This window comes from Bacillus sp. FSL H8-0492 (assembly GCF_038006145.1).
Lineage (GTDB): Bacteria > Bacillota > Bacilli > Bacillales > Bacillaceae_G > Bacillus_A > Bacillus_A mycoides.
This window is the reverse complement of sequence record NZ_JBBOUP010000001.1, coordinates 830,678-854,898: the sequence shown is the minus strand read 5'-3', so window position 1 is coordinate 854,898 and position 24,221 is coordinate 830,678. Positions and strand designations below refer to the sequence as shown.

The following is a 24,221-nucleotide window of genomic DNA, read 5'->3' as shown; positions in this document are numbered from 1 at the left end:
AAATAGTATAGCAAATTCATGAATGTTTATAAATGAAGTTATTATACTCATTACGTCTTTTTAGTTTATTACAATTTCAATCTACGCTATACATAAAAAGTACCCGCTACCTTTGTTAGTAGCGGGCACCTTTTCTATAATTTATTTACAGCTCTTTTTATAGCCTTACCTATTCCCACACTAGACTGCGGATTCTGCCCTGTAATCAAATGCCCATCTACTACAACATGCGGCGTGAAATTAGGTGCTACATAAAATAAAGCCCCTTCTTCTTTCAACTTACTTTCTAGCAAAAACGGAACTCGATTTTCTAAATGTACAGCTTTTTCTTCATCGTTTGTATAACCTGTTATACGCTTACCGGCAACAAAAAACGAGCCATCTTTATTTTTCACACCAACTAAAGAACTTACCCCGTGACAAACAGCCGCTACGATCCGGTTATTATTGTACATATTCTCAATTAAATTTGCTAAATATGGATTACCTGGAAAATCTACAATCGCCCCGTGCCCACCACAAAATAATACCGCATCATACTCTGAAGAGTGAACAGTTGAAATCGCCCTCGTATTTTGCAATAAAGAAGCGACATGCTTAAATTCACGAGGTATGCCATTCGGAATAGACACTCTATCAATTGGTACTCTCCCGCCTTTTATCGACACAATATCAACATCGAACTTAGCTTTTTTAAATAAATGATAAGGAGCTGCGAGCTCTTCCAGCCACAAACCAGTCGGGTGTCCATTCAAATCATGAGCGCTTGTTGAAACTAATAATACCCTTTTCAACATATCCCCTCCTTACTACCTATTTATGTATGAAACATTCTTATCATTCATATGGAGCATGAAACAAACAGAAAAATAGCCGACCTTTTGTATAAAAGTCGGCTGCTTTCTTATAGTTCGAGCTCTCCCATACGAAGAAGCTCAACAACTGCTTGTGAACGTCCTTTAACCCCTAGCTTTTGCATTGCGTTTGAGATGTGATTACGTACTGTTTTTTCACTTATAAACAGTTCACCTGCAATTTCCTTCGTCGTTTTATCTTGAACCAGTAATTCAAATACTTCTCTTTCTCTCTTTGTGAGTAACGGTTTAGATTGATACGCTTTTTCCTTCAACTGGTATAACCCTCCTTGCTTAAGCCAGAGCTGTATATGTGTAAGTTGGGTGTTTATTTAGTCAAGATATTGTATGAACGAAATGTGCAGGTGGTGAATGAAAATGGGCTTTATTTCTTATGTTATTTTAGACTTTTATACAGTGCGTACACTCTTTTTATCCACTTACTTTTCAGTACGCCATATTTGTTCTAGTAATATGCTGAAAACTGTACCTACGAACAAACCATTTCCGAATATATATTGCATCACAGACGGCAAGGATTGGAGTGCTCCAGACGGTAAAAACATAACACCACTTCCAAATAATATAGCAACTCCTAAAATCGTTACATTCCTTTCGCTGATTGGCACTTGTTTTATATTATTAAATCCAATTCCAATTAACTGTACGAACGAAGCCATTAAAACGGCCGATGCGACAGCGGATGGTAAAGACGCTAAGTAACGAATGATACTTGGAAAAAGAGACATTACGACTAGTAACGCACATGCCATTAAGAACGATCGTATATATTTTTGTTTTGTTAAGCGTATAAACCCTGCCGTTGCTGGTAACGGAACGACACCTACAGTTGAAAATACAGAGGAAATGATATGTGAAATCCCTCCAACCCACGTTCCATCCTTCAACTGTTTTTGTTCAATAGTCGCTTTATGAATGGTAGCTTGATTAATTGCTATAATAGCTGCCACTGTATTTGAAACTAAAATACATACCATAACGAAACTTGATACAGCCATACCTGTATTCCATTTTGGAATTCCCCACGCGAATATATGTGGAAGTTGCACAAAATGAGTTACTTGAGATGGGATCGTCACTTTTCCTGCAATGAGAAAAATAATCCAGCCACTAATTAACCCTATTAAAACCGCATAACTTTTAACAAACCCTTTTCCGAAGTTGGAGAGTATGACTACGAATAAAAATATGCCAAAAGCAATTAATGCTGTAAATCCATCAATTTGAGAAACAGTAGCTGTAATTCCTAGCATTCCTTTTAAAAATACACCACTTAATTGTAAACATAATAAAAGTAAGAACGTCCCTGTCACGAGCGGCGTAAATAAAAATAAAATACGCCCGATAACTCCCGTTACTCCTAGCCCTATTAAAACAACTCCCGCAACCATCATTCCTAATTCTAAAATTTGCAATGTACTATGTAATTGATCCTGCCCTACAGTTGCATAAGCAAGCACGGTAAATACACCAACCCAAGATCCAGCTGGTCCATCCGCAATCGGAAGCTTATGTCCAAGCCATCCTTGTAAAAAAGAAGATATACCAACTACGAAAAACGTACGCTGCATTAAATAAAATACTTCTTCCGTCGTAAGATGAAATAATCCGCCAACGACAATTGGTAGCGCGATTGAGTTTGCTAATAAAAAAATAAACCATTGCAAAGTTCCCATAATATGATTTTGATTATGTTGATTGTCCAAACTTTTCATCCCTTCTTACTTCCTTATAAGGAAGTATAGTACTTCCCTGTTTCTACTAAATAAAAAAGAAGGGTTCTATTTTCACAATTAGAACCCTTCTAAAAACATCTAAACGATTCCTCTATACAAGATTATCAGATTTCACTTGATCTAAATCCCCTATAACAACATTCCCTTTATACATAACTACACGCTTCTCTGTTTGACGAGCCACTGCTTCCGCGGCGCATGTTGCATTCGTTAAAACAAAACTTGCCTCATCCCCTACATTCGGCCACACTCGTTTTCCTTCATTATTTAACGTTTCTTTCCCTCCAGTAATAAAACGAAGAGCTTTCCCTAAAGACCTTTCATCATTCCAACCAAATCGTTCTGCCAATCGATTTGCCTTTTGAAGCATATCACCTGTGCCAAACGGAGACCAATGATCTGTAATACTATCATTTCCTAATGAAACTTTAACTCCTTTTCGATCTAGTAACGGAATTGGGATTACTTGTTTACCGATTGGAACGGTTGAAGTGATATCAATCTTTAATGCTGCTAGTCTTTCTGCCACTTCTTCAGCTTCTTTATCAGTAACACCACCAAGTCCAAGCGCATGACTAATTGTTACACGACCTTGCCATCCTGCTTCTTCCGTTAGACTTGCCAATCTCTTCATTGTAAACGTTCCAAGGTTATTTGCATCATGCAAATGAATATCAACATCCGCGTTAAATTCTACCGCAATGTCCATAATCGTATGTAATGATTTTTCAATATCATTATCTACTGTAGCTGGGTCCACTCCGCCAACTAATTGTGCGCCCATACGCATCGCATCTTTCACAAGTTGCATAGAATTACTTCGCAATAATCCATGTTGCGGAAATGCAACTATTCTACCAGACAACCGATCTTTATATGTTCCTAAAGCCGCTAACGTTGCCTCTAAATTACGAAGTCCAATAACCGGATCCACATTACAATGCGTTCTAATATTTGTTGCGCCATTTCGAAGCAATAACTCTAGCATATTTTCCGCCCTGTCTTGAGCAGTTGCTAATTGCTTTGGTAAAATCGTTTTTTCTTCATTAAAACGTGTAAAAATATTTTCTGCTGGCATACAAGCTTTCCAAGGCCCACTATAATATGTTTTATCAATATGAATATGCATCTCTTCAAAAGCTGGTAAAACTAATAAACGATTAGCATCAAAAGTTAACGTTCCTTCCTCTTGGGCGATTCCCGATATAATTCTTTTAATTCGCCCATCTTCAATAAGAAGACTGCATATCTCAGTTTCCGTTTGTGAAATTTTCGCTTCTTCATATGTATAACCTGTTTCAAGCTTTACATTAGTCAACCAATATAATGTCATTACCATTTCCCCACCTTATATTAGAAAATACGTCACACCCTCATTTTCATTTTAATACCAACTGAAAATTAAGACAATTAATCCACTGTATTGTCCTTTCACAAAAAAATGTAATATAACCTAATGGTCTTCTCATAAAGTGAAACTATAATCAGTGGGGGGGTTCATCCCCCACTGATTATTAGCCTTCACCAATCGGGCGTTTACGGGCAGTTGATCTCCCACCTAACTTCTTTGCTTCAGCCGAATTTTGAGGTAGGAGTTTTACTGCCCACAAATAGCGGGATAAATTTCCATATAGAATAAAAGTACACTGTATCACTCATACATAACAGCGGTGATATAAAAAGGAGAGGATCATAATATGTCGAAGAGGTTATATAAATCCGAAACTGATAAAATGTTATTTGGTATATGCGGTGGTTTAGGAGAATATTTTGATATTAGCTCTACTCTCATTCGCATACTTTGGGTCATTGCTATTTTATGTTTTGGGACGGGGTTTTTAGTTTATTTTATTTGTTTATTACTTATGCCACGCTCTTACTAATAACATTCTTTCATATATTTGAGCATAGCGTATAAAAAATCCCCTATAGATTTTTCTATAGGGGATTTTTTCATGAAGAATATTTCATCGTTAAATGTAATACCGCTACTTCATCCTCTTCATTTTTATAACTATGTTTCTTATTAGCTTCAAACTGAATGGAGTCAAACTCATTTAGCACATATACGTCATTCTCAACTTGAATAGAAACTTTCCCTTTCATTACTGTTACAAGCTCAATTGCTCCTTCATGATGAGCTTCCGGTTCATATATACTATTCGCTCTTAAACAAGCACGGTGCATTTCCATCCCTGTTTCTTTCGTGTAACGGAACATCGTTTCTAAATGCCATGCTTGTCCTACATCTACTGCAAATCCTTCTCCGCAGCGCGCAACAGCTACAGGTTCTCCAACAACCATTAATCTCGATAAAGGAATCGATAACCCTTTCGTTATTTTCCAAATGACAGCTAACGTTGGATTCGTTTCGCCTCTCTCAATTTTCCCTAATGTTAATTTACTAACCCCTGTTTTTTGGGCTAATTCTTCTAAACTTAATTTTTGTTCATTTCGAATTTGTCTTAATAGCTGACCTACTTGCTGAATTACTTCTTTCGTTTGTATATCTTCATTTTCTTTCATATATAAAACCACCTTGAAAATATAAAATAGTTTACTTTTATTTACTTTAAGTATATTATACTATACATAAATACTCAATTCCGAAAGGAGTGCCATACTTCATGCGCGCAATATTACTAGGTCTTTTATCATCGGCCTTTTTTTCTGCAACCTTTATTATTAACAGAGCAATGAATGTATCTGGAACAAGCTGGGCTTGGACTGCTTCCTTCCGTTTTCTATTTGCTCTCCCTATTTTATTCCTTATCGTTTTATTTCGCAAAAACTTAGGAGCTTTATGGGAAGAATTAAAAAAACATCCATTTGTATGGATCGGGTGGGGCTCTGTCGCTGGCATCGGCTTCTATTCTTTATTAAGTTTCGCAGCTGTTTTTTCTCCAGCTTGGCTCGTTGCTGGAACTTGGCAAGTTACGATATTAGCAGGTTTACTTTTATCGCCATTATTCTTCATTAAAATAGAAACAAAATCAGGTACAAAACTTGTACGTGGAAAAATTCCACTACGCAGTTTATACGTCGCTTTATTTATTTTACTTGGTGTACTTTGTATGCAAGCTACTGAAGCGGGTCATATTACAATGACTCAATTCATTTCTGGTTTTTTACCTGTCGTTTTAGCAGCTTTCTTATACCCCTTCGGTAACCGAAAAATGATGGAACTTGTTGGCGGGCGTCTTGATACATTCCAACGTGTATTAGGAATGGCAATCGGAAGTCTCCCTATTACAATCCTACTTGGTATATACGGGTTTTCCACTACCGGTATTCCATCATCAAGTCAAATGATGCAAGGATTTTTGTTAGCATTATGTTCCGGAGTTATTGCGACGATGACATTTTTCTTTGCTACTGACTTAGCAAAAGACAATTTTGCTTTACTTGGAGCTGTTGAAGCAACACAAGCTGGAACGATGGTCTTCACTGTGCTTGGTGAGATTATTTTCTTAAATGGTTCATTCCCTAGCGGGCTGTCACTGATTGGGATGATTATTATCATGCTAGGAATGATCGTAAATAGCGTTTTAAACCGTTCTGTTCCAGTCATTAAACAAAAAAAATCAGCATAAAAATAGATATGGTTCTTCTTCATAGAACCATATCTATTTTTATTGTCTCCCTATTTCGCCTTATCAGAATAGTATTTCATTAGCTGTTTATACTAAAACCTATGTTATAATACGTTTCATGTGCATTAACAGGAGGTAAATTATGTTAAAAAAAGCAATTGCTGAATTTATTGGTACATTTGTACTTGTATTATTCGGAACTGGAGTAGCTGTCATTGGTGGCGGAATTGAAGGAATTGGAACATTAGGTATCGCTATGGCTTTCGGATTATCTATCGTGGCTATGGCATATAGCATTGGAACAATTTCTGGATGTCATATTAACCCAGCAGTATCAATCGCTATGTTCATCAACAAAAGAATGAACGCTATGGAACTTAGCTATTATTTATTAGCTCAAATTTTAGGTGGTTTATTAGGAACTGCAACGTTAGTAACAATTTTACGATCTGCTAAATTACCTTTAGATAATTTAGGACAAAATAGTTTTGGAACTCTTGGTTTATCTGGAGCATTTTTAGTTGAATTCATTTTAACTTTCGTATTTGTTTTAGTTATCGTTGCTGTAACAGGTAAAAAGGGAAGTTCTTCTTTAGCTGGACTAGTAATTGGTTTCACATTAGTATTAATTCACTTATTAGGTATTCCGTTAACTGGAACATCTGTTAACCCAGCTCGTAGTATCGCACCAGCTCTATTCGCTGGCGGAGAAGCAATTTCTCAACTATGGGTGTTCATCGTTGCCCCAATTTTTGGTGGTATCGTAGCAGCTGTTGTAGGAAAGTTTATTTTAAATACGGAAAAATAGAACTTCCAATATTTCCGAATAAAAAAAAGCGAGCCCTCATCATGAGGAAGCTCGCTTTTTTTTTATTCTTTAATTTTCGACTTTAAATTTGTAACTAATTGCTGCACCGTTACATTTGCAAGTACGTTTTCCATCGCTTCTTGCGATTGTATTAAAATAATCTCTAATACCGATTGAATATTAGCTCCTACTGGACATTCAATGTTGGGATTTTCATGGAAAGAAAATAGATGTCCTTCTTCTACAACTTCCACAGCTTTATATACATCAAGTAATGTAATTTCATCTAAATCACGAGCAAGTGTCGTACCACCTTTACCAGCTTGTACATCAACAAGTCCTGCTCTCTTCAACATTCCTGTAATGCGACGAATCACAACTGGATTTGTATTCACACTACCAGCAATCCATTCAGAGGTACAGCGAGAGTTTCGATCTATTGCAAGTAACGTTAACATATGAACACCTACTGTAAAACGACTACTAATTCCCATCTGCACACCCTCCTTTTTATTCATTCTATTAAAAGACAACTCTTATTATTATATACTATTTTTAATTTATACATAAAGTGAAACTTTAATCAGTGGGGGTTTTGTTCATCCCCCACTGATTATTAGTTGAACCAATCGGGCGTTTACGGGCAGCCCGACTCCCATCTAACTTCTTTGCTCCAGCTGAATTTTGAGATGGGAGTTTTACTGCCCACAAATAGCGGGGTAAAGAAAAAGCATGATTCCATTAGAAAATCATGCTTTCCCTCTATTATTGACGCTTTATAAATTTCGCCAAATCTTTAAACTTCACTTTATCAGAGTAATTCATTACACCGTTTACATAGATACGGCTTGTAATCGCATTTAATATACCAATCGTCGCCAATAAAACTACTAATGTTATCGTAATCTCTAACATACCTGCTTCACCAGCTACAATCCGCGAGAAGGTAACCATTGGTGTGAAAAACGGAACATACGAACTTACAACAACAATAGTACTATTTGGATCACTTAATGATTTAATACTAATGAAGAATGCAGCCATGATCAAAATCATTATCGGGAAAGATACAGCTTGTAAATCCTCTGTCTTAGACACAACAGCTCCAGCCGCAGCGTACATCATCGCATAAAGTAAATACCCCGTAATGAAATAAACAAGAAACATACTTATAACCTTTGCATCTAATTTTGTAAAGTCAATTGGAACACCAAGTAATGAAGCACTTTCTAAATCGACCCAACCTAACAAATAAGGAATAAGATAACCACACGCCAATATTACAAGTTGTAATAACGCCGTTGAAACAACCGCCAAAATTTTCGCATACATCATCGTAAGAGGCTTTACTTTCGGAAGCATTACTTCCATTACACGTGACGCCTTTTCAGATGCAATATTCATTGCGATTGTATTTCCGAAAGCTACAATAAACATATACAAAGCAAATGTAAAGAAATATGCAATTCCGAAAGAAGATGTACGATCTTTTATCGCTTCTTGCTTCACTTGAATTTCTGCTTGTAATTGCTGCGCAATTTCTGGTGAAACATTATTTTTTGCAATCGTCACCTTCGTATATTGTTGTTTTAAATAACCCGCCATAATCGCAGAAGTTGCTTGGCTTGGAAATCCATTATACATATATGTAACTGCTGGAGTCCCATCCTTTTCCGTCACATGGAATAGACCATCTAAATCTCCCTCTTCTACTTGCTTATGCAGTTTATCAAAATCATCCTTTGAACCGACCGTTATTTTTGCTGATGGCAATAGCTTATTTAGCTCTTCTTTTTGTACTTTGTATGTGGAACTCTCTACTACAACTGCAATTTTATCTTTATCCTTATTTTTATCATCGCCTGAAGTAAAATGATTAAATGCAAAAATACCAAACACAACTAAAAATAAAATCGCACTCGTAATTAATGATTTTTTAGATAAAAACGCTTCCTTAAAATAAAATGAAAATACATGAGAAAATTTACGCATCTTTATTTCGCCCTCTCTACAAAGATTTCGTTTAACGTCGGCTCTAACATTTTAAATTGTCGTAAGCTAATACCTTGCTCTTGCAACTGTTGCAAAATCTTTAGAGCTTCTGCATCGCCTTGTTGTTTTTCATACGGAACGTGTATAGCTTCTAATCCCTTTTCATTCTCTACTGTATCTTCAATAGTTAAATTACGGAAACCGTATTCTTTCTTAATATCACTTAACTGTCCTTCTACGACCGCTTCGCCTTTTTTCAAAATACATACATGTTGGCAAAAAGCCTCTACTTGCTCCATACGGTGACTAGATAAAATAATTGTCTTTCCGCTCTGTACTTGTTCTCCAATAATACTAGCCAACATTCCAGCATTAACTGGATCAAGTCCGCTAAATGGTTCATCCAAAATAAGAAGTTCTGGATCATGAAGAAGAGCAGCAATCAATTGAATTTTTTGCTGGTTCCCTTTCGAAAGTTCTCCTGCTGTTTTGAATTTATATTCTGGGATTGCTAAGCGCTCTAACCAGTAATCAATTGCAAGATCCACTTCTTTTTTCGTCATTCCTTCTAATCTGCCAAAATATCGCAACTGATCTATTACTCTACTTTTTGTATATAATCCTCTTTCTTCTGGTAAATATCCAATTGTTACCCCGCTATCACCAAATGATTTTCCATCCCACGTAATAGAACCTTCATTTGGCGTTAATAAGCCTAGTAACATTTTAATTGTCGTTGTTTTCCCTGCACCATTTCGGCCAAGTAACCCTAACACTTCACCTTTCGGTAACGAGATTTGCAAACCATTAACTGCTTTAGATTCTCCGAATATTTTTGTTAATTTTTGAATTTGTAAACTCAATGTATAAAGCCTCCCCTTTAGTATCATTCGTACCTTCTGTTAAAGCCTATGATTGTTCAGAATGAAATATAGTACTATATTTCATTCTCTTATATGTATCACTACACCTAACCCATCATTTGTTTCATTTAGTTAAAATTGTAAATAAAAATCCTGTTTTTGTCAATTATAATTGTCATTACGACAATAAAACTTGTCAAAATAATTATTATTATTTAACCGATCTTTCTAATATAGGACAAACTACTACATATACAAAAGACAATATGCAAATGTTCATAAAAAAAAATATAAAAAGCATTATATTTTAATATATAATATTAAATGATTTACTAACATCAAGGAGGATACATATGAAGATGAAGAGGGGTATTACCACTTTATTATCTGTAGCCGTTCTTTCCACATCGCTTGTAGCATGTTCAGGAACAGCTGAGAAAACAGTGGCGAAAGAAGAAAAAGTAAAATTAACAGACCAGCAATTGATGGCTGATTTATGGTATCAAACAGCTGGTGAAACGAAAGCACTATACTACCAAGGATACAATATTGGTCAATTGAAGCTTGATGCAGCTCTTGCAAAAGGCACAAACAAAAAACCTGCTATCGTACTTGATTTAGATGAAACTGTTTTAGATAACAGTCCCCATCAAGCAATGAGCGTAAAAACAGGAAAAGGCTATCCTTATAAATGGGACGATTGGATTAATAAAGCTGAAGCTGAAGCTCTTCCAGGCGCTATTGATTTCTTAAAATATACAGAATCTAAAGGTGTAGATATTTACTACATCTCAAATCGTAAAACGAATCAACTAGATGCAACAATTAAAAATCTCGAGCGCGTAGGTGCTCCTCAAGCAACGAAAGAACACATATTACTACAAGACCCGAAAGAAAAAGGAAAAGAAAAACGCCGTGAACTTGTTTCTCAAACACATGATATTGTCCTATTCTTCGGTGATAACTTATCTGACTTCACTGGTTTTGATGGAAAATCTGTAAAAGATCGCAATGAAACAGTCGCAGATTCAAAAGCACAATTTGGTGAGAAATTCATCATTTTCCCTAATCCAATGTATGGCGATTGGGAAGGCGCTTTATATGACTATGATTTCAAAAAATCAGATGCAGAAAAAGATAAAATTCGTCGTGACAATTTAAAATCATTTGATGCAAAATAACAAAGAGGATGGCTTTCGCCATCCTCTTTTATTGCATATTTCTTGTTAAAGGTAAAATAAATACTTCTACACGTCTATTTTTTGCTTTTCCTTCTGGTGTATCATTTGGTGCAATTGAACGGTATTCTCCGTAACCAATTGCACTAAATTTTTCTGGTTGCAAATCTTTATTTTGAAGTAATACCTGCATAAAATTAACGGCACGCTGTGTACTTAACTCCCAGTTTGATGCAAACTGAGCATTTGCGATAGGAACAGTATCTGTATGACCAGACACTGTAATTTCACGAGGTGATGCGGAAACAAGTAGGTTAGACATCTCTTTTGCAATCCCTAACGATTCCAACTTCACATCTGCTTTCCCTGAATCAAATAGTACATTTTCTAATATTGTTACCATTAAACCTTTTTCAGTTAAATCGGTTTTAAAAGAAGATGATAATTGCTTTTCCTCAATATAATTATCGATACCTTTTTGTACTGCTTTTAATTCATTCATTTCTTGCTTTTTCACTTCAGCTTCAGCATCTTTTTTGATCTTCTCAGATTCCAAACTACTTGCCGATAATTCTTTTTCTTCCTTTGGTTTTTGATCACTTAAAAACTCTTTATTTCCTGTTCCACCTGCTAGTTCACTTCTAAAAGCCACTGCCATCTGTTTAAACTTCGCAGCATCTATACTACTCATTGCGAATAATACGATGAATAGTGCAAATAACAACGTTAACATATCAGAATACGGAATTAACCAAGTTTCATCGATATGCTCATCATGTTTTTTCTTTTTGCCTCTTCTATTTTTCTTACTCCGCATTTTTTTCTGCTCCTTTTTCTAGCTTTTTACGCTCAGTTGCAGAAAGTGCACCTAAAATGCGGTTCTTCATAATAAACGGATATGTACCTTCTTGTAACATTAATAAACAATCAATAATTAAACGTTTCTTCTCTAATTCAGCAGCAGACTTTTGCTTTAATTTATTTGCAAACGGATGCCATAATACGTAACCTGAAAAAATACCGAAAATCGTTGCAATAAACGCACCTGAAATAGCATGCCCTAACTTTTCAATATCAGTTAAATTTCCAAGTGCAGCTACAAGACCAATAACAGCACCTAAAACCCCTAGTGTAGGTGCATATGTACCAGCTTGCGAAAAAATAGCAGCCCCTTTTGCATGTCTCTCTTCAATCGCTTCTAATTCGGCTTCTAAAATTTGTTCTAAATCCTCTGCAGATACACCATCAATAACAAATTTCATACCACGCAAAAGAAATTCATCTTCAATTTCATCTAATTGTTGCTCTAAAGACAAAATACCGTATTTTCTACTCTCAGATGTCCAATGAACAAATAATTCTAGCAATTGTTCATAACTTAAATCTTTTTTATTTGAACCAAAAAGAACTTTAAATAATTTTGGAACTCTTTTTAGTTGATTCATCGGAAAGGCAATACACACTGCAGCAAATGTACCGACGAAAATAATTAGTGCTGCGGCAGGATTTAGTAAGGCTGTTATGTCAGCGCCCTTGACGACCATCCCTACGACTACCGCTAATACCCCTAAAATGATTCCAATAATTGTTGCAAAATCCATTCCCATTCACTCCTAGTCTATACAAGAGGTCTTTTATTCTCGATAATCGCTACATCTTCTTATATACATATATTACATAAAAAATGAACTTCATGAAAGATAAGAAATGAATTATATGAAAAAATACTACATTTTCACACATTTTCTGACATTTTCTTTGCGTTTTTATTACGTTATGACTCTTATATTTCTTTTTCAATAAACTAAACTTATAATAAAAGCGATACATATTTTATTAAGAAAGGACAGTGATTACAAGGTATCATGAAAAAGATAATAATTATTTCTGCCATTACTATTGTAATCGGTATCACATCTTTCGCTTACTTTGCTTCTAAATCACCACTGCAAAATGAGGTGAAAGCTGTCGAAAGTCAAAAACATAGTAACCATCCAAAAGAAGAGATTCCTGCTTTTCCAAAAGCTGATCATAACGCAAAGAAACTAGATAATAATTTTTCCGTTGTAACAAATCCAGATTCTGCTCTTGTATTAGTCAATAAACATCGTAAATTACCAAATGGGTACATTCCAGAAGATTTAACGAAACCGAACGTACCATTTACTAGTCCAAAAGATAAAGAGAAAACATTACTTCGCAAAGATGCTGCAGACGCTCTTGAAAAAATGTTCCAAGCAGCGAAAGAAGAAGGTTTAGAACTTACAGCAGTTTCAGGTTACCGTTCTTACAAACGCCAACAGTCATTACATAATACATATATTAAACGCCAAGGAAAAGCTGAGGCTGATTCGGTAAGTGCAATTCCTGGAACAAGTGAGCATCAAACTGGTCTAGCAATGGATATTAGCTCAAAATCTGCTAAATTCCAATTAGAACCAATCTTCGGAGAGACAGCAGAAGGAAAATGGGTTGCAGAACATGCCCATGAGTTCGGATTTGTCATTCGTTATTTAGAGGATAAAACAAAAACAACAGAGTATGCATATGAACCGTGGCACTTACGCTACGTCGGTAATCCATACGCCACATACATATATAAGCACCACCTAACATTAGAAGAGGCAACGAAGGACAAAAAATAAGAGAGCGAATCGCTCTCTTATTTTTCTTTTATTCTATTATTGTAATAATTCCTTCCATTCCTCAGTCCACGGTTCGCCTCTTCCAGTTTTTTTCGATGCTTGGACCATCATACCGCGTCCAACTAAGCAAACTTCTCCTTCTGCATTTTTGACCATATAGTGTAAATCTAAAGAGGAATTACCAACCGCTCCCGCCTTTACATATACTTTCAACTGCTCATCAAAATAAATTTGTTTAATAAAATTGCATTGTAGATCTGCGACGACTATCATCGTTTCTGATGATTCATGTGTCCATTCTTGCATAAATCCGAGTTCTTTAAACAATGCGATACGCGCTTCTTCAAAATATGTAAAAGCAACGACATTATTTACATGTCCAAACATATCTACTTCACCAAAACGAACTTTGACAGGATTATAAAATGAAAAACCACTTTCCCATTGCTCAAAGTCTTCAATATAAGAAATTCTCTTCATCGTTCCCTCTCCTTTTCGTCCTTAAAATAAAGTGAAACTTTAATCAGTGGGGGTTTTGTTCATCCCACACTGATTATTAGTTGAACCAATCGGGCGTTTACTGGCAGTTGATCTCCCACCTAGCTTCTTTGCTCCACCTGAATTTTGAGGTGGGAGTTTTACTGCCCGTTAATGCGGGATAAACAGAATAAACAGAAATATAAAGTTATAAATATTGCCTCTTCAACATGAAGAGGCAATATTTATTAATAGTTATTATCGCTACCAAAGAAATCTTTGAACGATTGAATTGTTGTATCACGGTTTAATGCTGCAATTGAAGTTGTTAATGGAATACCTTTCGGACATGATTGCACACAGTTTTGAGAGTTACCACAGTTTGCAAGTCCTCCATCACCCATAATTGCACGTAAGCGATCTGCTTTATGCATTTCACCAGTTGGATGCGAGTTAAATAAACGCGCTTGTGAAAGCGGTGCTGGTCCAATAAAGTCAGACTTACTGTTTACGTTCGGACATGACTCTAAGCAAACACCACATGTCATACATTTCGAAAGTTCATATGCCCATTGACGCTTTTTCTCTGGCATTCTTGGACCTGGCCCTAGGTCGTACGTACCGTCGATTGGAATCCAAGCTTTAACCCGTTTTAACGCGTTAAACATACGGCTACGGTCAACTTGTAAATCACGTACAATCGGGAATGTCTTCATCGGCTTTAAGCGAATTGGTTGCTCTAACTGGTCAATAAGAGCTGTACATGATTGACGTGGTTTTCCGTTAATCACCATCGAACAAGCACCACATACTTCTTCTAAACAGTTCATATCCCATGCAATCGGAGTCGTCTGGTTTCCTTTTGAATCAACAGGATTACGACGAATTTCCATCAGTGCCGAAATAATGTTCATATTTGGACGATATGGAATTTCAAACTCTTGATCAAACTCTTGTGCATCTGGTCCATCTTGTCTCGTAATGATGAGGCGGATTGTTTTCTCAGACATGTTGCTTATCCCCCTTCTCTTCACCCTTAGCAGCTACATCATGTTTTGAGGAATAGTCACGTTTACGTGGTTTAATTAATGAAACATCCACTTCTTCGTAATGGAATGCTGGTGCCTTTCCTTCTCCCTCAAATTTCGCCATCGTAGTTTTTAAGAAGTTTGCATCATCACGATTTGGGAATTCTGGTTTGTAATGCGCTCCGCGGCTTTCATTACGGTTATATGCGCCAATTGTAATAACACGTGCTAACTCGAACATATTTGCAAGTTGGCGTGTAAATGAAGCACCCTGGTTACTCCATCTAGCTGTATCGTTAATGTTAATGCGTTTGTAACGCGCCATTAACTCTTCAATTTTCGCATCAGTTTCTAGTAACTTTTTATTTTCACGAACTACTGTAACGTTATCTGTCATCCATTCTCCAAGCTCTTTATGAAGAACATATGCATTTTCGTTACCATCAAGCATTAAAATATTGTTAAATTTCTCTGTTTCGATTAATTCATTTTGCTCATATACAGTAGATGAAACAGCATCAGATGATTTAGAAAGACCTTTCATATACTCAATTGCGTTCGGTCCTGCTACCATACCACCGTAAATTGCTGATAATAATGAGTTCGCACCAAGGCGGTTACCACCGTGCATAGAATAATCACACTCACCTGCTGCAAATAAACCTGGAATACTTGTCATTTGCTTATAATCAACCCATAATCCGCCCATTGAATAGTGAACTGCTGGGAAGATTTTCATTGGTAGTTTACGAGGATCATCACCTGTAAATTTCTCATAGATTTCAATAATTCCACCAAGTTTAATATCTAGTTCTTTCGGATCTTTATGAGAAAGATCTAAGTACACCATGTTTTCACCGTTAATACCTAGTTTTTGCTCTACGCAAACATCAAAGATTTCACGCGTTGCAATATCACGAGGTACAAGGTTTCCGTAAGCTGGATATTTTTCTTCTAAGAAGTACCATGGCTTACCATCTTTATACGTCCAAACACGTCCACCTTCACCACGTGCAGATTCACTCATAAGACGTAACTTATCGTCTCCAGGAATTGCCGTTGGATGAATTTGGATGAACTCACCGTTCGCATAATATGCACCTTGTTGATATACAGCAGACGCTGCTGTACCTGTATTAATAATAGAGTTTGTTGATTTTCCAAAGATGATACCAGGGCCCCCTGTTGCCATAATCACGGCATCAGCTTGGAAACTTTTTATCTCCATAGTTTGTAAGTCTTGCGCGACGATTCCTCGGCACACACCTTCATCATCTACAACAGCTCGTAAGAAATCCCAACCTTCATATTTCGTTACAAGTCCTGCTACTTCATGACGACGTACTTGCTCATCTAATGCATATAGTAATTGTTGACCAGTTGTTGCGCCAGCAAATGCTGTACGGTGATGTTGTGTTCCACCGAAACGACGGAAATCCAGAAGTCCTTCTTCCGTACGGTTGAACATAACACCCATGCGATCCATTAAATGAATAATACCAGGTGCTGCATCACACATCGCTTTAACTGGTGGTTGGTTCGCTAAGAAGTCCCCACCATAAATTGTATCGTCAAAGTGGATCCATGGAGAATCCCCTTCACCTTTTGTATTTACGGCACCGTTAATTCCACCTTGGGCACATACAGAATGTGAACGTTTTACTGGTACTAAAGAAAATAGTTCAACATTTACTCCTGCTTCTGCCGCTTTAATCGTTGCCATTAAGCCGGCCAAGCCACCGCCGACTACTATAAGTTTCCCTTTCATGCTCTCCCACTCCTTACTGGTTTGCTAGCTGTGGATCGATGAACGCTAATAATGCACTCACACCTACATAAGATAGACCTAAGAAAATAGCTAATGTTACATAAGTAGAGATTCTTTGTGAACGTGGAGATACTGTAATTCCCCAGCTTATACAGAATGTCCATAGTCCATTTGCAAAGTGGAAAATTGTTGAAACAACACCAACTAAATAGAAACCAAACATAAATGGGTTGTTTAAAATATCTGCCATCATATCATAGTTTACCTCTTTACCTAACAATGCTTGAATACGAGTTTCCCAGACGTGCCAAGAAATGAAGATCAGCGTAACGATACCTGAAATTCGTTGGAAGACGAACATCCAGTTACGGAAATAGCCGTAAGATACCGCATTGTTCTTAGCTGTAAATGCAATATATAAGCCATATATAGCATGGTACAGTATAGGTAAAAAGATGATGAAAATTTCTAGCGCATACCGGAATGGAAGGAGCTCCATAAAGCCTGCAGCTTTGTTAAAAGCCTCTGCTCCCCTTGTTGCAAAGTTGTTTACAATTAAATGTTGCGTCAAAAAGACACCAACCGGAATGACCCCCATTAATGAGTGCCACTTACGAAACGTATACTCGCGGCCTTTCATGTCCCCATTACCCCCTTGAATGTTTGACTGCTGTTTTCAGATTAATTTACAACAATAATGTTTTTTCACTATTGGCATAAGAAAAACTGAAAAAATTATTCGAAATATTTCAGCATAATTTGATAACAAGTTCATTTTACCCCTATTTTTGTCGAAGCGTCAAGAAAACGTATACATAATTTGCACATAATTTGCATATAATTTGCCAATTCTTTTTTTTTCTTATATATTCAGATTTCCCCAAAGAAAAATCTATTTTTATAAATGAAAAATGTTATATAATAATCCCTATAGAAAGAGGGGAATATTGTGAGCAAAAATACAATCGATATAACATCTTTAGAAGATGTTTCATTGAACGCCTTCGCTTATGAATTGCTACGTGAAGAATTACTACCTGATTTAATTGGTAACGATTTAGATGGTATTTTATACTGGGCTGGTAGAAACCTTGCGAGAAAATATCCGCTAGAAACAATTGAAGAAGTCATTCAGTTTTTTGAAAAAGCTGGTTGGGGCACTTTAAGTATCATTGAACATAAACGTCGTGAAATGCAGTTTCAACTTAAAGGTACACTTATTACTGAGCGTCAAAAACAAAAAAGACATTCATCTTATCAATTAGAAGCTGGATTTATCGCCGAGCAAATTCAAAGACAAAGAAACGTCGTTGCAGAGTCCTATGAGGAACAGAAAAAGCGTTCAGACTCTATTACATTTCTTGTTAAATGGGATATAAAAGATCTCATTGAAGTGTAGCATCTACTTACAGTCAACTAGACATATAAGTTTAGTTGACTTTTTTGTATATTCATTTAGGTGTGTTTATTTTAAATCTTCAGAAATTATACCAAAAAACAGAAGACGTTGTAAACTACAACGTCTTCTTATCTGTTAAATAAGTATAAATCATCTCTGCAACATTTTTCGGCATACCTGCTTCGACAAATTCCGATATGGAAGCTTCTTTCATCTTTTTTAATGAACCAAAATGTTTTAGCAATACCTTTTTTCGTTTATCGCCGATTCCTGGAATATCATCCAATGCTGATTGAATGACCGATTTCCCGTGCAACTGGCGATGGAATGTAATTGCAAATCTATGCACTTCATCTTGAATGCGTTGCAATAAATAAAATTCTTGGCTATTCCTCTCAAGCATCACAGGTTCAGGCGGAGCTCCAATAATTAAATGTGATGTTTTATGTTTGTCATCTTTTACAAGCCCTGCCATCGGAATATATAATCCGAGTTCATTCTCCAGAACATCACTTGTAGCGGCCAGATGGCCTTTTCCACCATCAATAATGATTAAATCTGGTAAAGGTAAATTCTCTTTAAGCGCCCTCGTATAACGGCGTCTTACAACTTCCCTCATAGATTCGTAATCATCAGGACCTTGAACCGTTTTAATTTTATATTTCCGATATTCTTTCTTCGCTGGTTTCCCATCGATAAAAGCAATCATTGCTGAAACAGGATTTGTTCCTTGAATATTTGAATTATCAAACGCTTCAATACGATATGGTGTTTCAATCCCTAGTTGCTTCCCTAGATTATCAACAGCTTTAATCGTCCGTTCTTCATCACGTTCAATTAAGTGAAATTTCTCTTCTAGTGCAATTTTCGCATTTTTATTTGCTAATTCCACAAGATCTTTTTTCTTCCCACGCTTCGGCTGTGTCGCTTCAACTTCTAAAAAGCGCTCTACTAATTCTGAATCTATACTTCCTGGAACAACAATTTCCTTCGGCTTGAAATGACTACTGTTTTCATAAAATTGACCGATAAAAGTTAAAAATCCCTCTTCTGGTTCATCATAAATCGGAAACATAGAAACATCACGTTCAATTAGCTTTCCTTTTCGAACGAAGAAAACTTGAACACACATCCACCCTTTATCAACTGCATATCCAAACACATCGCGATCCACTAAATCACTCATAATCATCTTTTGCTTTTCCATAATTGCATCAATATGAGCAATTTGATCTCGCAACTCTTTCGCCCGTTCAAATTCTAGCTTTTCTGAAGCCTCATACATCTTCGTTTCTAATTCTGAACGAATTTCTTTATGCCCACCGTTTAAGAATTTAATAATTTCATCAACAATTTCTTTGTTTTGCTCATCCGTTACTTCTTTCACACAAGGTGCTAAACATTGACCCATATGATAATACAAGCAAACTTTATCTGGCATATTTGAACATTTACGAAGTGGATACATACGATCTAATAATTTCTTTGTTTCATGTGCCGATTGCGCATTTGGATAAGGCCCAAAGTACTTTCCTTTATCCTTTTTTACATTTCGCGTAATGAGTAAGCGCGGCTGTTTTTCAGCTGTAATTTTAATGAAAGGATATGTTTTATCATCTTTTAATTGAATATTATATTTTGGATCATATTTTTTTATTAAATTTAACTCTAAAATAAGAGCCTCCAAATTTGAGGAAGTCACAATATATTCAAAATCAACAATTTCTCCAACAAGCCGAAGTGTTTTCCCATCATGCGAACCAGTAAAGTACGAGCGCACACGATTTTTGAGTACCTTTGCTTTTCCGACATATATAACCGTTCCCTGCTTATCCTTCATTAAATAACAACCAGGTTGATCGGGCAAAATTGCTAACTTCTCTTTTAAATGCTCGTGCACTCGTCTCCCTCCATTTCTACATGCTTATGCTTATCATTTTTATTTTCACATAAAAACATACTATGCCAAAACACCCAACATACGTTCTTTTATTGTAACGGAAAGGTTGTAAAAAAGAAAATAAAAAAAGCTACCAAATGGTAGCTTCTTTATTTTAGAAGTGTTTAGAAACTAATTCTACTAACGCTTCTTTCGGTTTATATCCTAACGCTTGATCAACCACTTTACCGTCTTTTAATACGAAAAGAGCTGGAATGCTCATTACTTCGAATTGACGAGCAGTTTCTTGGTTTTCATCAACGTCCACTTTTACTACTTTTACTTTCTCGCCTAACTCTGAATCGATTTCCTCTAATACAGGAGCGATCATTTTACAAGGTCCGCACCAAGGCGCCCAGAAATCTAATAGTACAACACCTTCGCTAGTTTCAGCTGCGAAGCTTTGGTCATTTGCATTTATAATTGCCATTTTATTTCCTCCTTCAAGTATATTCTACCAAGAGTATATCATTAACTTTTATACGTGGCGAATATTATGTATCGTTATGTATTGTAACAAAAAAATGTTCCTTTATACTATATAAAAATATGGATGAAATACTAAAAAGATGAGAGACAGGGGATCTCTCACCTTTTTCTATATATAGGGGTACTTCACTTGGAACTCAAGGGTACTCAAATCATGAATGTACTTTTAACTTTTTAAACTCTTCTGTTAAAAGAGGTAATACTTCAAACAGATCACCGACAATACCATAGTCAGCTACTTTGAAGATACTAGCTTCTGGATCTTTATTAATCGCAACGATTATTTTTGAATTAGACATACCAGCTAAATGCTGAATTGCACCAGAAATCCCGCATGCAATGTATAGGTCTGGTGTAACAACTTTACCTGTTTGACCAATTTGTAATGAATAATCACAGTACTCAGCATCACAAGCACCACGAGATGCTCCAACAGCGCCGCCTAGTACGTCAGCTAATTCTTTTAACGGTTTAAATCCTTCTTCACTCTTCACACCACGTCCACCAGCTATAATAACTTTCGCTTCAGAAAGATCAACACCTTCTGCAGTTTTACGGACAACATCTTGAATGATTGTACGTAAATCTTTCACATCAACTGTAATAGAAGACACGTCAGCTGTGCGAGACTCGTCTTTTTCAAGAGTTGCAATATTATTTGGACGCACTGTCGCAAATAATATACCATCTGTTACAATCTTCTTCTCAAATGCTTTACCAGAGTAAATCGGACGAGTGAAGATAACATTTCCACCTTCAACTTCTAAAGCCGTTACGTCAGAAATTAAACCAGCTTCTAATTTCGCTGCTAATTTTGGTGATAAATCTTTACCAAGTGCCGTATGTCCAAATACAATGCCTTCTGGCTTTTCTTCAGCATATACAGCTAAAAACGCTTGTGCATATCCATCAGATGTATATGATTTTAATTTATCATTTTCAACTGTCACAACGCGATCTGCACCGTAATGAATCAATTCATTTGCAAAAGAGGCAACGCTGTCTCCAACTAGAAGACCTACCACTTCACCGCCTTCTGCAATTGTTTTTGCTGCTGCTACCGCTTCAAACGAAACGTTACGTAGCGATCCATCACGAACTTCACCCATTACTAATACTTTACGAGCCATAGATTTTCCCTCCTGCATATATAATTTCGTATTTTATTAGATTACTTTCGCTTCTGTATGGAGCAACGATACAAGTTCTTTTACTTGATCTTGCAGCTCGCCTTGTAACACTTTTCCTGCATCTTTCTTAGGAGGCAAATAGATTTCAATTGTTTTTGTTTTTGCTTCCACATCATCTTCTTCTAAATCTAAATCATCTAATTCTACTTCTTCTAGTGGCTTCTTCTTCGCTTTCATAATACCTGGAAGTGATGGATAACGCGGTTCATTTAAACCTTGTTGCGCTGTTACTAGAAGAGGTAATGATGATTCAATTACTTCTGTATCCCCTTCAACATCACGCTCAATCTTCACATTTGTACCATCAATTTCAAGCTTCGTAATCGTCGTTACGTATGGGATATTTAACGCTTCAGCTACTCGTGGACCAACTTGTCCAGATGCACCGTCAATCGCAACGTTCCCGCCTAAAATTAAATCGATTTCTTTATCTTTTAAATATTCAGCAAGCACTTTTGCTGTTGTAAATTGGTCACCATTCTCAACATCATCTTCAATGTTAATTAGTACCGCTTTATCGCAGCCCATCGCTAATGCTGTGCGAAGTTCTTTTTCACTATCCTCGCCACCAACTGTTATAACAGTAACTTCTCCACCTTGTGCATCTCTTACTTGAATCGCTTCTTCAATCGCATATTCATCGTAAGGGTTGATGATGAATTCCGCTTCGCCATCGTAAATTGCACCGTTTTTAATTACGATTTTTTCTTCTGTGTCAAATGTTCGTTTCATGAGTACGTAGATGTTCATTCCATTTACCCCCTTATTTTTCAGAAAGATTCTATCAATTTTAAAATTCTGTTAATTTTTATTAAAAAAATAATTGGACTACCTACCACTAAATGAAGGCTTACGTTTTTCTAAAAACGCTGCTACGCCTTCTCTTCCATCTTCACTCGTAAATACTTCACCAAAAATCTGTGATTCACGCTGTACACCTTCATAATAATGAGACGATTTTGTCGTTTGTAATAACTCTAGCACAGCACGAGTTGTTGCTGGGCTTTTTCCAGCAATCTGTTTTGCAATTTTAAGCGTATCTTCTAAAATGGATTCTTCAGAAAACACTCCGTTAACAAGTCCCCATTGTAATGCTTCTGCACCAGTAATTGGTGTACTTGTTAACATCATTTCACAAGCTTTCGCTTTACCAACATAACGTGGTAAGCGTTGTGTACCTGCAAAACCAGGAATTAATCCAAGTGTTAATTCAGGTAAACCAAGCTTTGTACTTTCAGTTACAAAGCGCATGTGGCAAGACATAGCAAACTCAAGGCCGCCGCCAAGTGCCGCTCCATGAATTGCCGCAATAACTGGTTTTGAGCATTTTTCAACACGCTCAAACGTAACTTGTCCAAGCTGTGCTAACTCTGTTGCTTGCTTCGCTTCAGTAACAGATGTAAATTCTTTAATATCTGCCCCTGCTGAGAAGAAGCGTCCTTCACCATGTAAAACAACAACACGAATGTTATCATCCTTTTCCACTTGATCGATTAATTCAGTAACGTCATGCATAACTTGTGAAGACATCGCATTAGCTGGCGCATGATTTAACGTCGCCACCGCGATATGATCTTCAACTTTTACAGATAGGAATTTCAACATGATCCCTCCCATTATTGACGATAACCACAAGCTGCAATAAGTAGCCCATGTACCGTTTTTGAAAGTGCGACCAGATCATACTTATGATCGCTCATTACCCAATTGGTCACAACTTCATCTACTGTTCCAAAGATCATTTGTCTTGCCACACGAACGTTTAAATCCGCCTGAAATTCACCTTGCTTTATACCTGTCTCTAAAATCTCATCCATAACTTGTAAGTAGCCTTTTAATACTTCATTTATTTTAAGGCGCAAGTCTTGATTGGACTGCCTTAGCTCTAATTGCGTAACGATAGCAAGAGGATCATTTTGTGACAACAGCAAGAAGTGCGTTTCTACCAACATGAATAACTTCGCTACAGCGCTTTCAATTCCTGCTATTTTTTGACGAATTGTTTCAACAAATTCTCCCATCTTCTCTTGGAATAAGGATATTAATATATCTTCTTTATTTTTAAAATATAAATAAATCGTGCCATCAGCTACCCCAGCTTGCTTTGCAATTTTAGAAACTTGCGCTTGATGGTATCCATTCTCCGCAATCACAATGACTGCAGCATCAATAATCTGATTGTATTTCGGTCTATTTTTCTTCACTTTACTGTCCCCTTCAAGAAGATGACTGAATGAATAG

Annotated in this window: 26 protein-coding genes; 6 read left to right on the top strand and 20 right to left on the bottom strand. The window is 36.5% G+C overall.

Annotated elements, in window-relative coordinates; genetic code table 11:
* Positions 1 to 134: 134 nt before the first annotated feature.
* The 4 genes from MHH66_RS04315 to MHH66_RS04300 all read right to left on the bottom strand — a co-directional run bounded on the left by MHH66_RS04315 (position 135) and on the right by MHH66_RS04300 (position 3,944).
* Positions 135 to 797 carry a type 1 glutamine amidotransferase domain-containing protein gene (locus MHH66_RS04315; protein ID WP_063218788.1) on the bottom strand — a complete coding sequence of 221 codons (663 nt, stop codon included), beginning with the start codon at positions 795 to 797 and terminating at the stop codon, positions 135 to 137.
* Positions 798 to 904: 107 nt separating this feature from the next.
* Positions 905 to 1,129 (bottom strand): spore germination transcription factor GerE, encoded by a 225-nt coding sequence (gerE, locus tag MHH66_RS04310; protein ID WP_000659484.1) that lies wholly within the window; start codon positions 1,127 to 1,129, stop codon positions 905 to 907.
* A gap of 165 nt (positions 1,130 to 1,294) precedes the next feature.
* Complete coding sequence (locus MHH66_RS04305; protein WP_078184475.1) at positions 1,295 to 2,590, bottom strand: purine/pyrimidine permease; 1,296 nt, start codon at positions 2,588 to 2,590, stop codon at positions 1,295 to 1,297.
* A 112-nt stretch (positions 2,591 to 2,702) separates the two neighbouring features.
* Entirely contained in the window at positions 2,703 to 3,944 is a 1,242-nt protein-coding gene (locus MHH66_RS04300) for an amidohydrolase family protein (protein WP_063218790.1), read from the bottom strand.
* A gap of 364 nt (positions 3,945 to 4,308) precedes the next feature.
* On the opposite strand from MHH66_RS04300, the gene MHH66_RS04295 reads away from it, so the two are divergent.
* Positions 4,309 to 4,494 carry a PspC domain-containing protein gene (locus MHH66_RS04295; RefSeq protein WP_002129290.1) on the top strand — a complete coding sequence of 62 codons (186 nt, stop codon included), beginning with the start codon at positions 4,309 to 4,311 and terminating at the stop codon, positions 4,492 to 4,494.
* A gap of 70 nt (positions 4,495 to 4,564) precedes the next feature.
* Here MHH66_RS04295 and MHH66_RS04290 read toward each other — a convergent pair whose 3' ends face one another.
* Entirely contained in the window at positions 4,565 to 5,137 is a 573-nt protein-coding gene (locus MHH66_RS04290) for a helix-turn-helix domain-containing protein (RefSeq protein ID WP_002138507.1), read from the bottom strand.
* A gap of 101 nt (positions 5,138 to 5,238) precedes the next feature.
* On the opposite strand from MHH66_RS04290, the gene MHH66_RS04285 reads away from it, so the two are divergent.
* The gene (locus MHH66_RS04285; protein ID WP_063218791.1) at positions 5,239 to 6,204 is read left to right on the top strand and encodes a DMT family transporter; all 966 of its coding nucleotides are present in this window, start codon (positions 5,239 to 5,241) and stop codon (positions 6,202 to 6,204) included.
* 142 nt (positions 6,205 to 6,346) lie between these two features.
* Complete coding sequence (locus MHH66_RS04280; protein WP_002067333.1) at positions 6,347 to 7,012, top strand: aquaporin; 666 nt, start codon at positions 6,347 to 6,349, stop codon at positions 7,010 to 7,012.
* A gap of 62 nt (positions 7,013 to 7,074) precedes the next feature.
* On the opposite strand, the gene MHH66_RS04275 is transcribed toward MHH66_RS04280, so the two are convergent.
* The 3 genes from MHH66_RS04275 to MHH66_RS04265 all read right to left on the bottom strand — a co-directional run bounded on the left by MHH66_RS04275 (position 7,075) and on the right by MHH66_RS04265 (position 9,867).
* Positions 7,075 to 7,506 carry an Rrf2 family transcriptional regulator gene (locus MHH66_RS04275; protein ID WP_002088848.1) on the bottom strand — a complete coding sequence of 144 codons (432 nt, stop codon included), beginning with the start codon at positions 7,504 to 7,506 and terminating at the stop codon, positions 7,075 to 7,077.
* A gap of 271 nt (positions 7,507 to 7,777) precedes the next feature.
* A complete protein-coding gene (locus MHH66_RS04270) occupies positions 7,778 to 9,004 on the bottom strand; it encodes an ABC transporter permease (protein WP_002015418.1) in 1,227 nt (408 codons plus the stop codon).
* 2 nt (positions 9,005 to 9,006) lie between these two features.
* Entirely contained in the window at positions 9,007 to 9,867 is an 861-nt protein-coding gene (locus tag MHH66_RS04265; RefSeq protein ID WP_078184476.1) for an ABC transporter ATP-binding protein, read from the bottom strand.
* A gap of 353 nt (positions 9,868 to 10,220) precedes the next feature.
* Here MHH66_RS04265 and MHH66_RS04260 point away from each other — a divergent pair, with 353 nt between their 5' ends.
* A complete protein-coding gene (locus tag MHH66_RS04260; RefSeq protein ID WP_063218792.1) occupies positions 10,221 to 11,048 on the top strand; it encodes a 5'-nucleotidase, lipoprotein e(P4) family in 828 nt (275 codons plus the stop codon).
* 28 nt (positions 11,049 to 11,076) lie between these two features.
* Here the strand turns inward: MHH66_RS04260 and motB are convergent, their stop codons facing one another.
* Together motB and motA are read right to left on the bottom strand one after the other, a co-directional pair.
* On the bottom strand, positions 11,077 to 11,862 hold the full coding sequence (gene motB, locus MHH66_RS04255; RefSeq protein ID WP_063218793.1) for a flagellar motor protein MotB: 786 nt from the start codon (positions 11,860 to 11,862) through the stop codon (positions 11,077 to 11,079).
* Entirely contained in the window at positions 11,852 to 12,646 is a 795-nt protein-coding gene (gene motA / locus MHH66_RS04250; protein ID WP_002129301.1) for a flagellar motor stator protein MotA, read from the bottom strand. The genes motB and motA overlap by 11 nt, the downstream gene beginning before the upstream one ends.
* Before the next feature lie 264 nt (positions 12,647 to 12,910).
* Here motA and MHH66_RS04245 point away from each other — a divergent pair, with 264 nt between their 5' ends.
* Positions 12,911 to 13,690: a M15 family metallopeptidase gene (locus MHH66_RS04245; protein ID WP_063218794.1), complete on the top strand. Its 780-nt coding sequence runs from the start codon at positions 12,911 to 12,913 to the stop codon at positions 13,688 to 13,690.
* A gap of 36 nt (positions 13,691 to 13,726) precedes the next feature.
* Here MHH66_RS04245 and MHH66_RS04240 read toward each other — a convergent pair whose 3' ends face one another.
* From MHH66_RS04240 to sdhC, 4 genes are all read right to left on the bottom strand, one after another.
* The gene (locus MHH66_RS04240; protein WP_002034215.1) at positions 13,727 to 14,170 is read right to left on the bottom strand and encodes an acyl-CoA thioesterase; all 444 of its coding nucleotides are present in this window, start codon (positions 14,168 to 14,170) and stop codon (positions 13,727 to 13,729) included.
* Positions 14,171 to 14,415: 245 nt separating this feature from the next.
* Positions 14,416 to 15,177, bottom strand: a complete 762-nt coding sequence (gene sdhB, locus MHH66_RS04235) for a succinate dehydrogenase iron-sulfur subunit (RefSeq protein WP_002088861.1) — start codon at positions 15,175 to 15,177, stop codon at positions 14,416 to 14,418.
* Positions 15,170 to 16,963, bottom strand: coding sequence for a succinate dehydrogenase flavoprotein subunit (sdhA, locus tag MHH66_RS04230; protein ID WP_002034228.1), 1,794 nt, complete (start codon positions 16,961 to 16,963; stop codon positions 15,170 to 15,172). The genes sdhB and sdhA overlap by 8 nt, the downstream gene beginning before the upstream one ends.
* A 13-nt stretch (positions 16,964 to 16,976) precedes the next feature.
* Positions 16,977 to 17,603 (bottom strand): succinate dehydrogenase cytochrome B558, encoded by a 627-nt coding sequence (gene sdhC / locus MHH66_RS04225; protein WP_002015407.1) that lies wholly within the window; start codon positions 17,601 to 17,603, stop codon positions 16,977 to 16,979.
* Positions 17,604 to 17,912: 309 nt separating this feature from the next.
* Here sdhC and MHH66_RS04220 point away from each other — a divergent pair, with 309 nt between their 5' ends.
* Positions 17,913 to 18,362, top strand: a complete 450-nt coding sequence (locus tag MHH66_RS04220) for a YslB family protein (protein WP_002015405.1) — start codon at positions 17,913 to 17,915, stop codon at positions 18,360 to 18,362.
* Positions 18,363 to 18,477: 115 nt separating this feature from the next.
* On the opposite strand, the gene uvrC is transcribed toward MHH66_RS04220, so the two are convergent.
* The 6 genes from uvrC to MHH66_RS04190 all read right to left on the bottom strand — a co-directional run bounded on the left by uvrC (position 18,478) and on the right by MHH66_RS04190 (position 24,184).
* The gene (gene uvrC, locus MHH66_RS04215) at positions 18,478 to 20,262 is read right to left on the bottom strand and encodes an excinuclease ABC subunit C (RefSeq protein WP_063219801.1); all 1,785 of its coding nucleotides are present in this window, start codon (positions 20,260 to 20,262) and stop codon (positions 18,478 to 18,480) included.
* 154 nt (positions 20,263 to 20,416) lie between these two features.
* Positions 20,417 to 20,731 (bottom strand): thioredoxin, encoded by a 315-nt coding sequence (gene trxA, locus MHH66_RS04210; protein WP_000974757.1) that lies wholly within the window; start codon positions 20,729 to 20,731, stop codon positions 20,417 to 20,419.
* A 211-nt stretch (positions 20,732 to 20,942) separates the two neighbouring features.
* The gene (etfA, locus tag MHH66_RS04205; protein ID WP_002015402.1) at positions 20,943 to 21,920 is read right to left on the bottom strand and encodes an electron transfer flavoprotein subunit alpha; all 978 of its coding nucleotides are present in this window, start codon (positions 21,918 to 21,920) and stop codon (positions 20,943 to 20,945) included.
* Between the two features lie 36 nt (positions 21,921 to 21,956).
* The gene (etfB, locus tag MHH66_RS04200; protein ID WP_002088867.1) at positions 21,957 to 22,730 is read right to left on the bottom strand and encodes an electron transfer flavoprotein subunit beta; all 774 of its coding nucleotides are present in this window, start codon (positions 22,728 to 22,730) and stop codon (positions 21,957 to 21,959) included.
* 78 nt (positions 22,731 to 22,808) lie between these two features.
* Positions 22,809 to 23,585, bottom strand: coding sequence for an enoyl-CoA hydratase (locus MHH66_RS04195; RefSeq protein WP_002088868.1), 777 nt, complete (start codon positions 23,583 to 23,585; stop codon positions 22,809 to 22,811).
* Positions 23,586 to 23,596: 11 nt separating this feature from the next.
* On the bottom strand, positions 23,597 to 24,184 hold the full coding sequence (locus tag MHH66_RS04190) for a TetR/AcrR family transcriptional regulator (protein WP_012261773.1): 588 nt from the start codon (positions 24,182 to 24,184) through the stop codon (positions 23,597 to 23,599).
* Between the last annotated feature and the right edge of the window lie 37 nt (positions 24,185 to 24,221).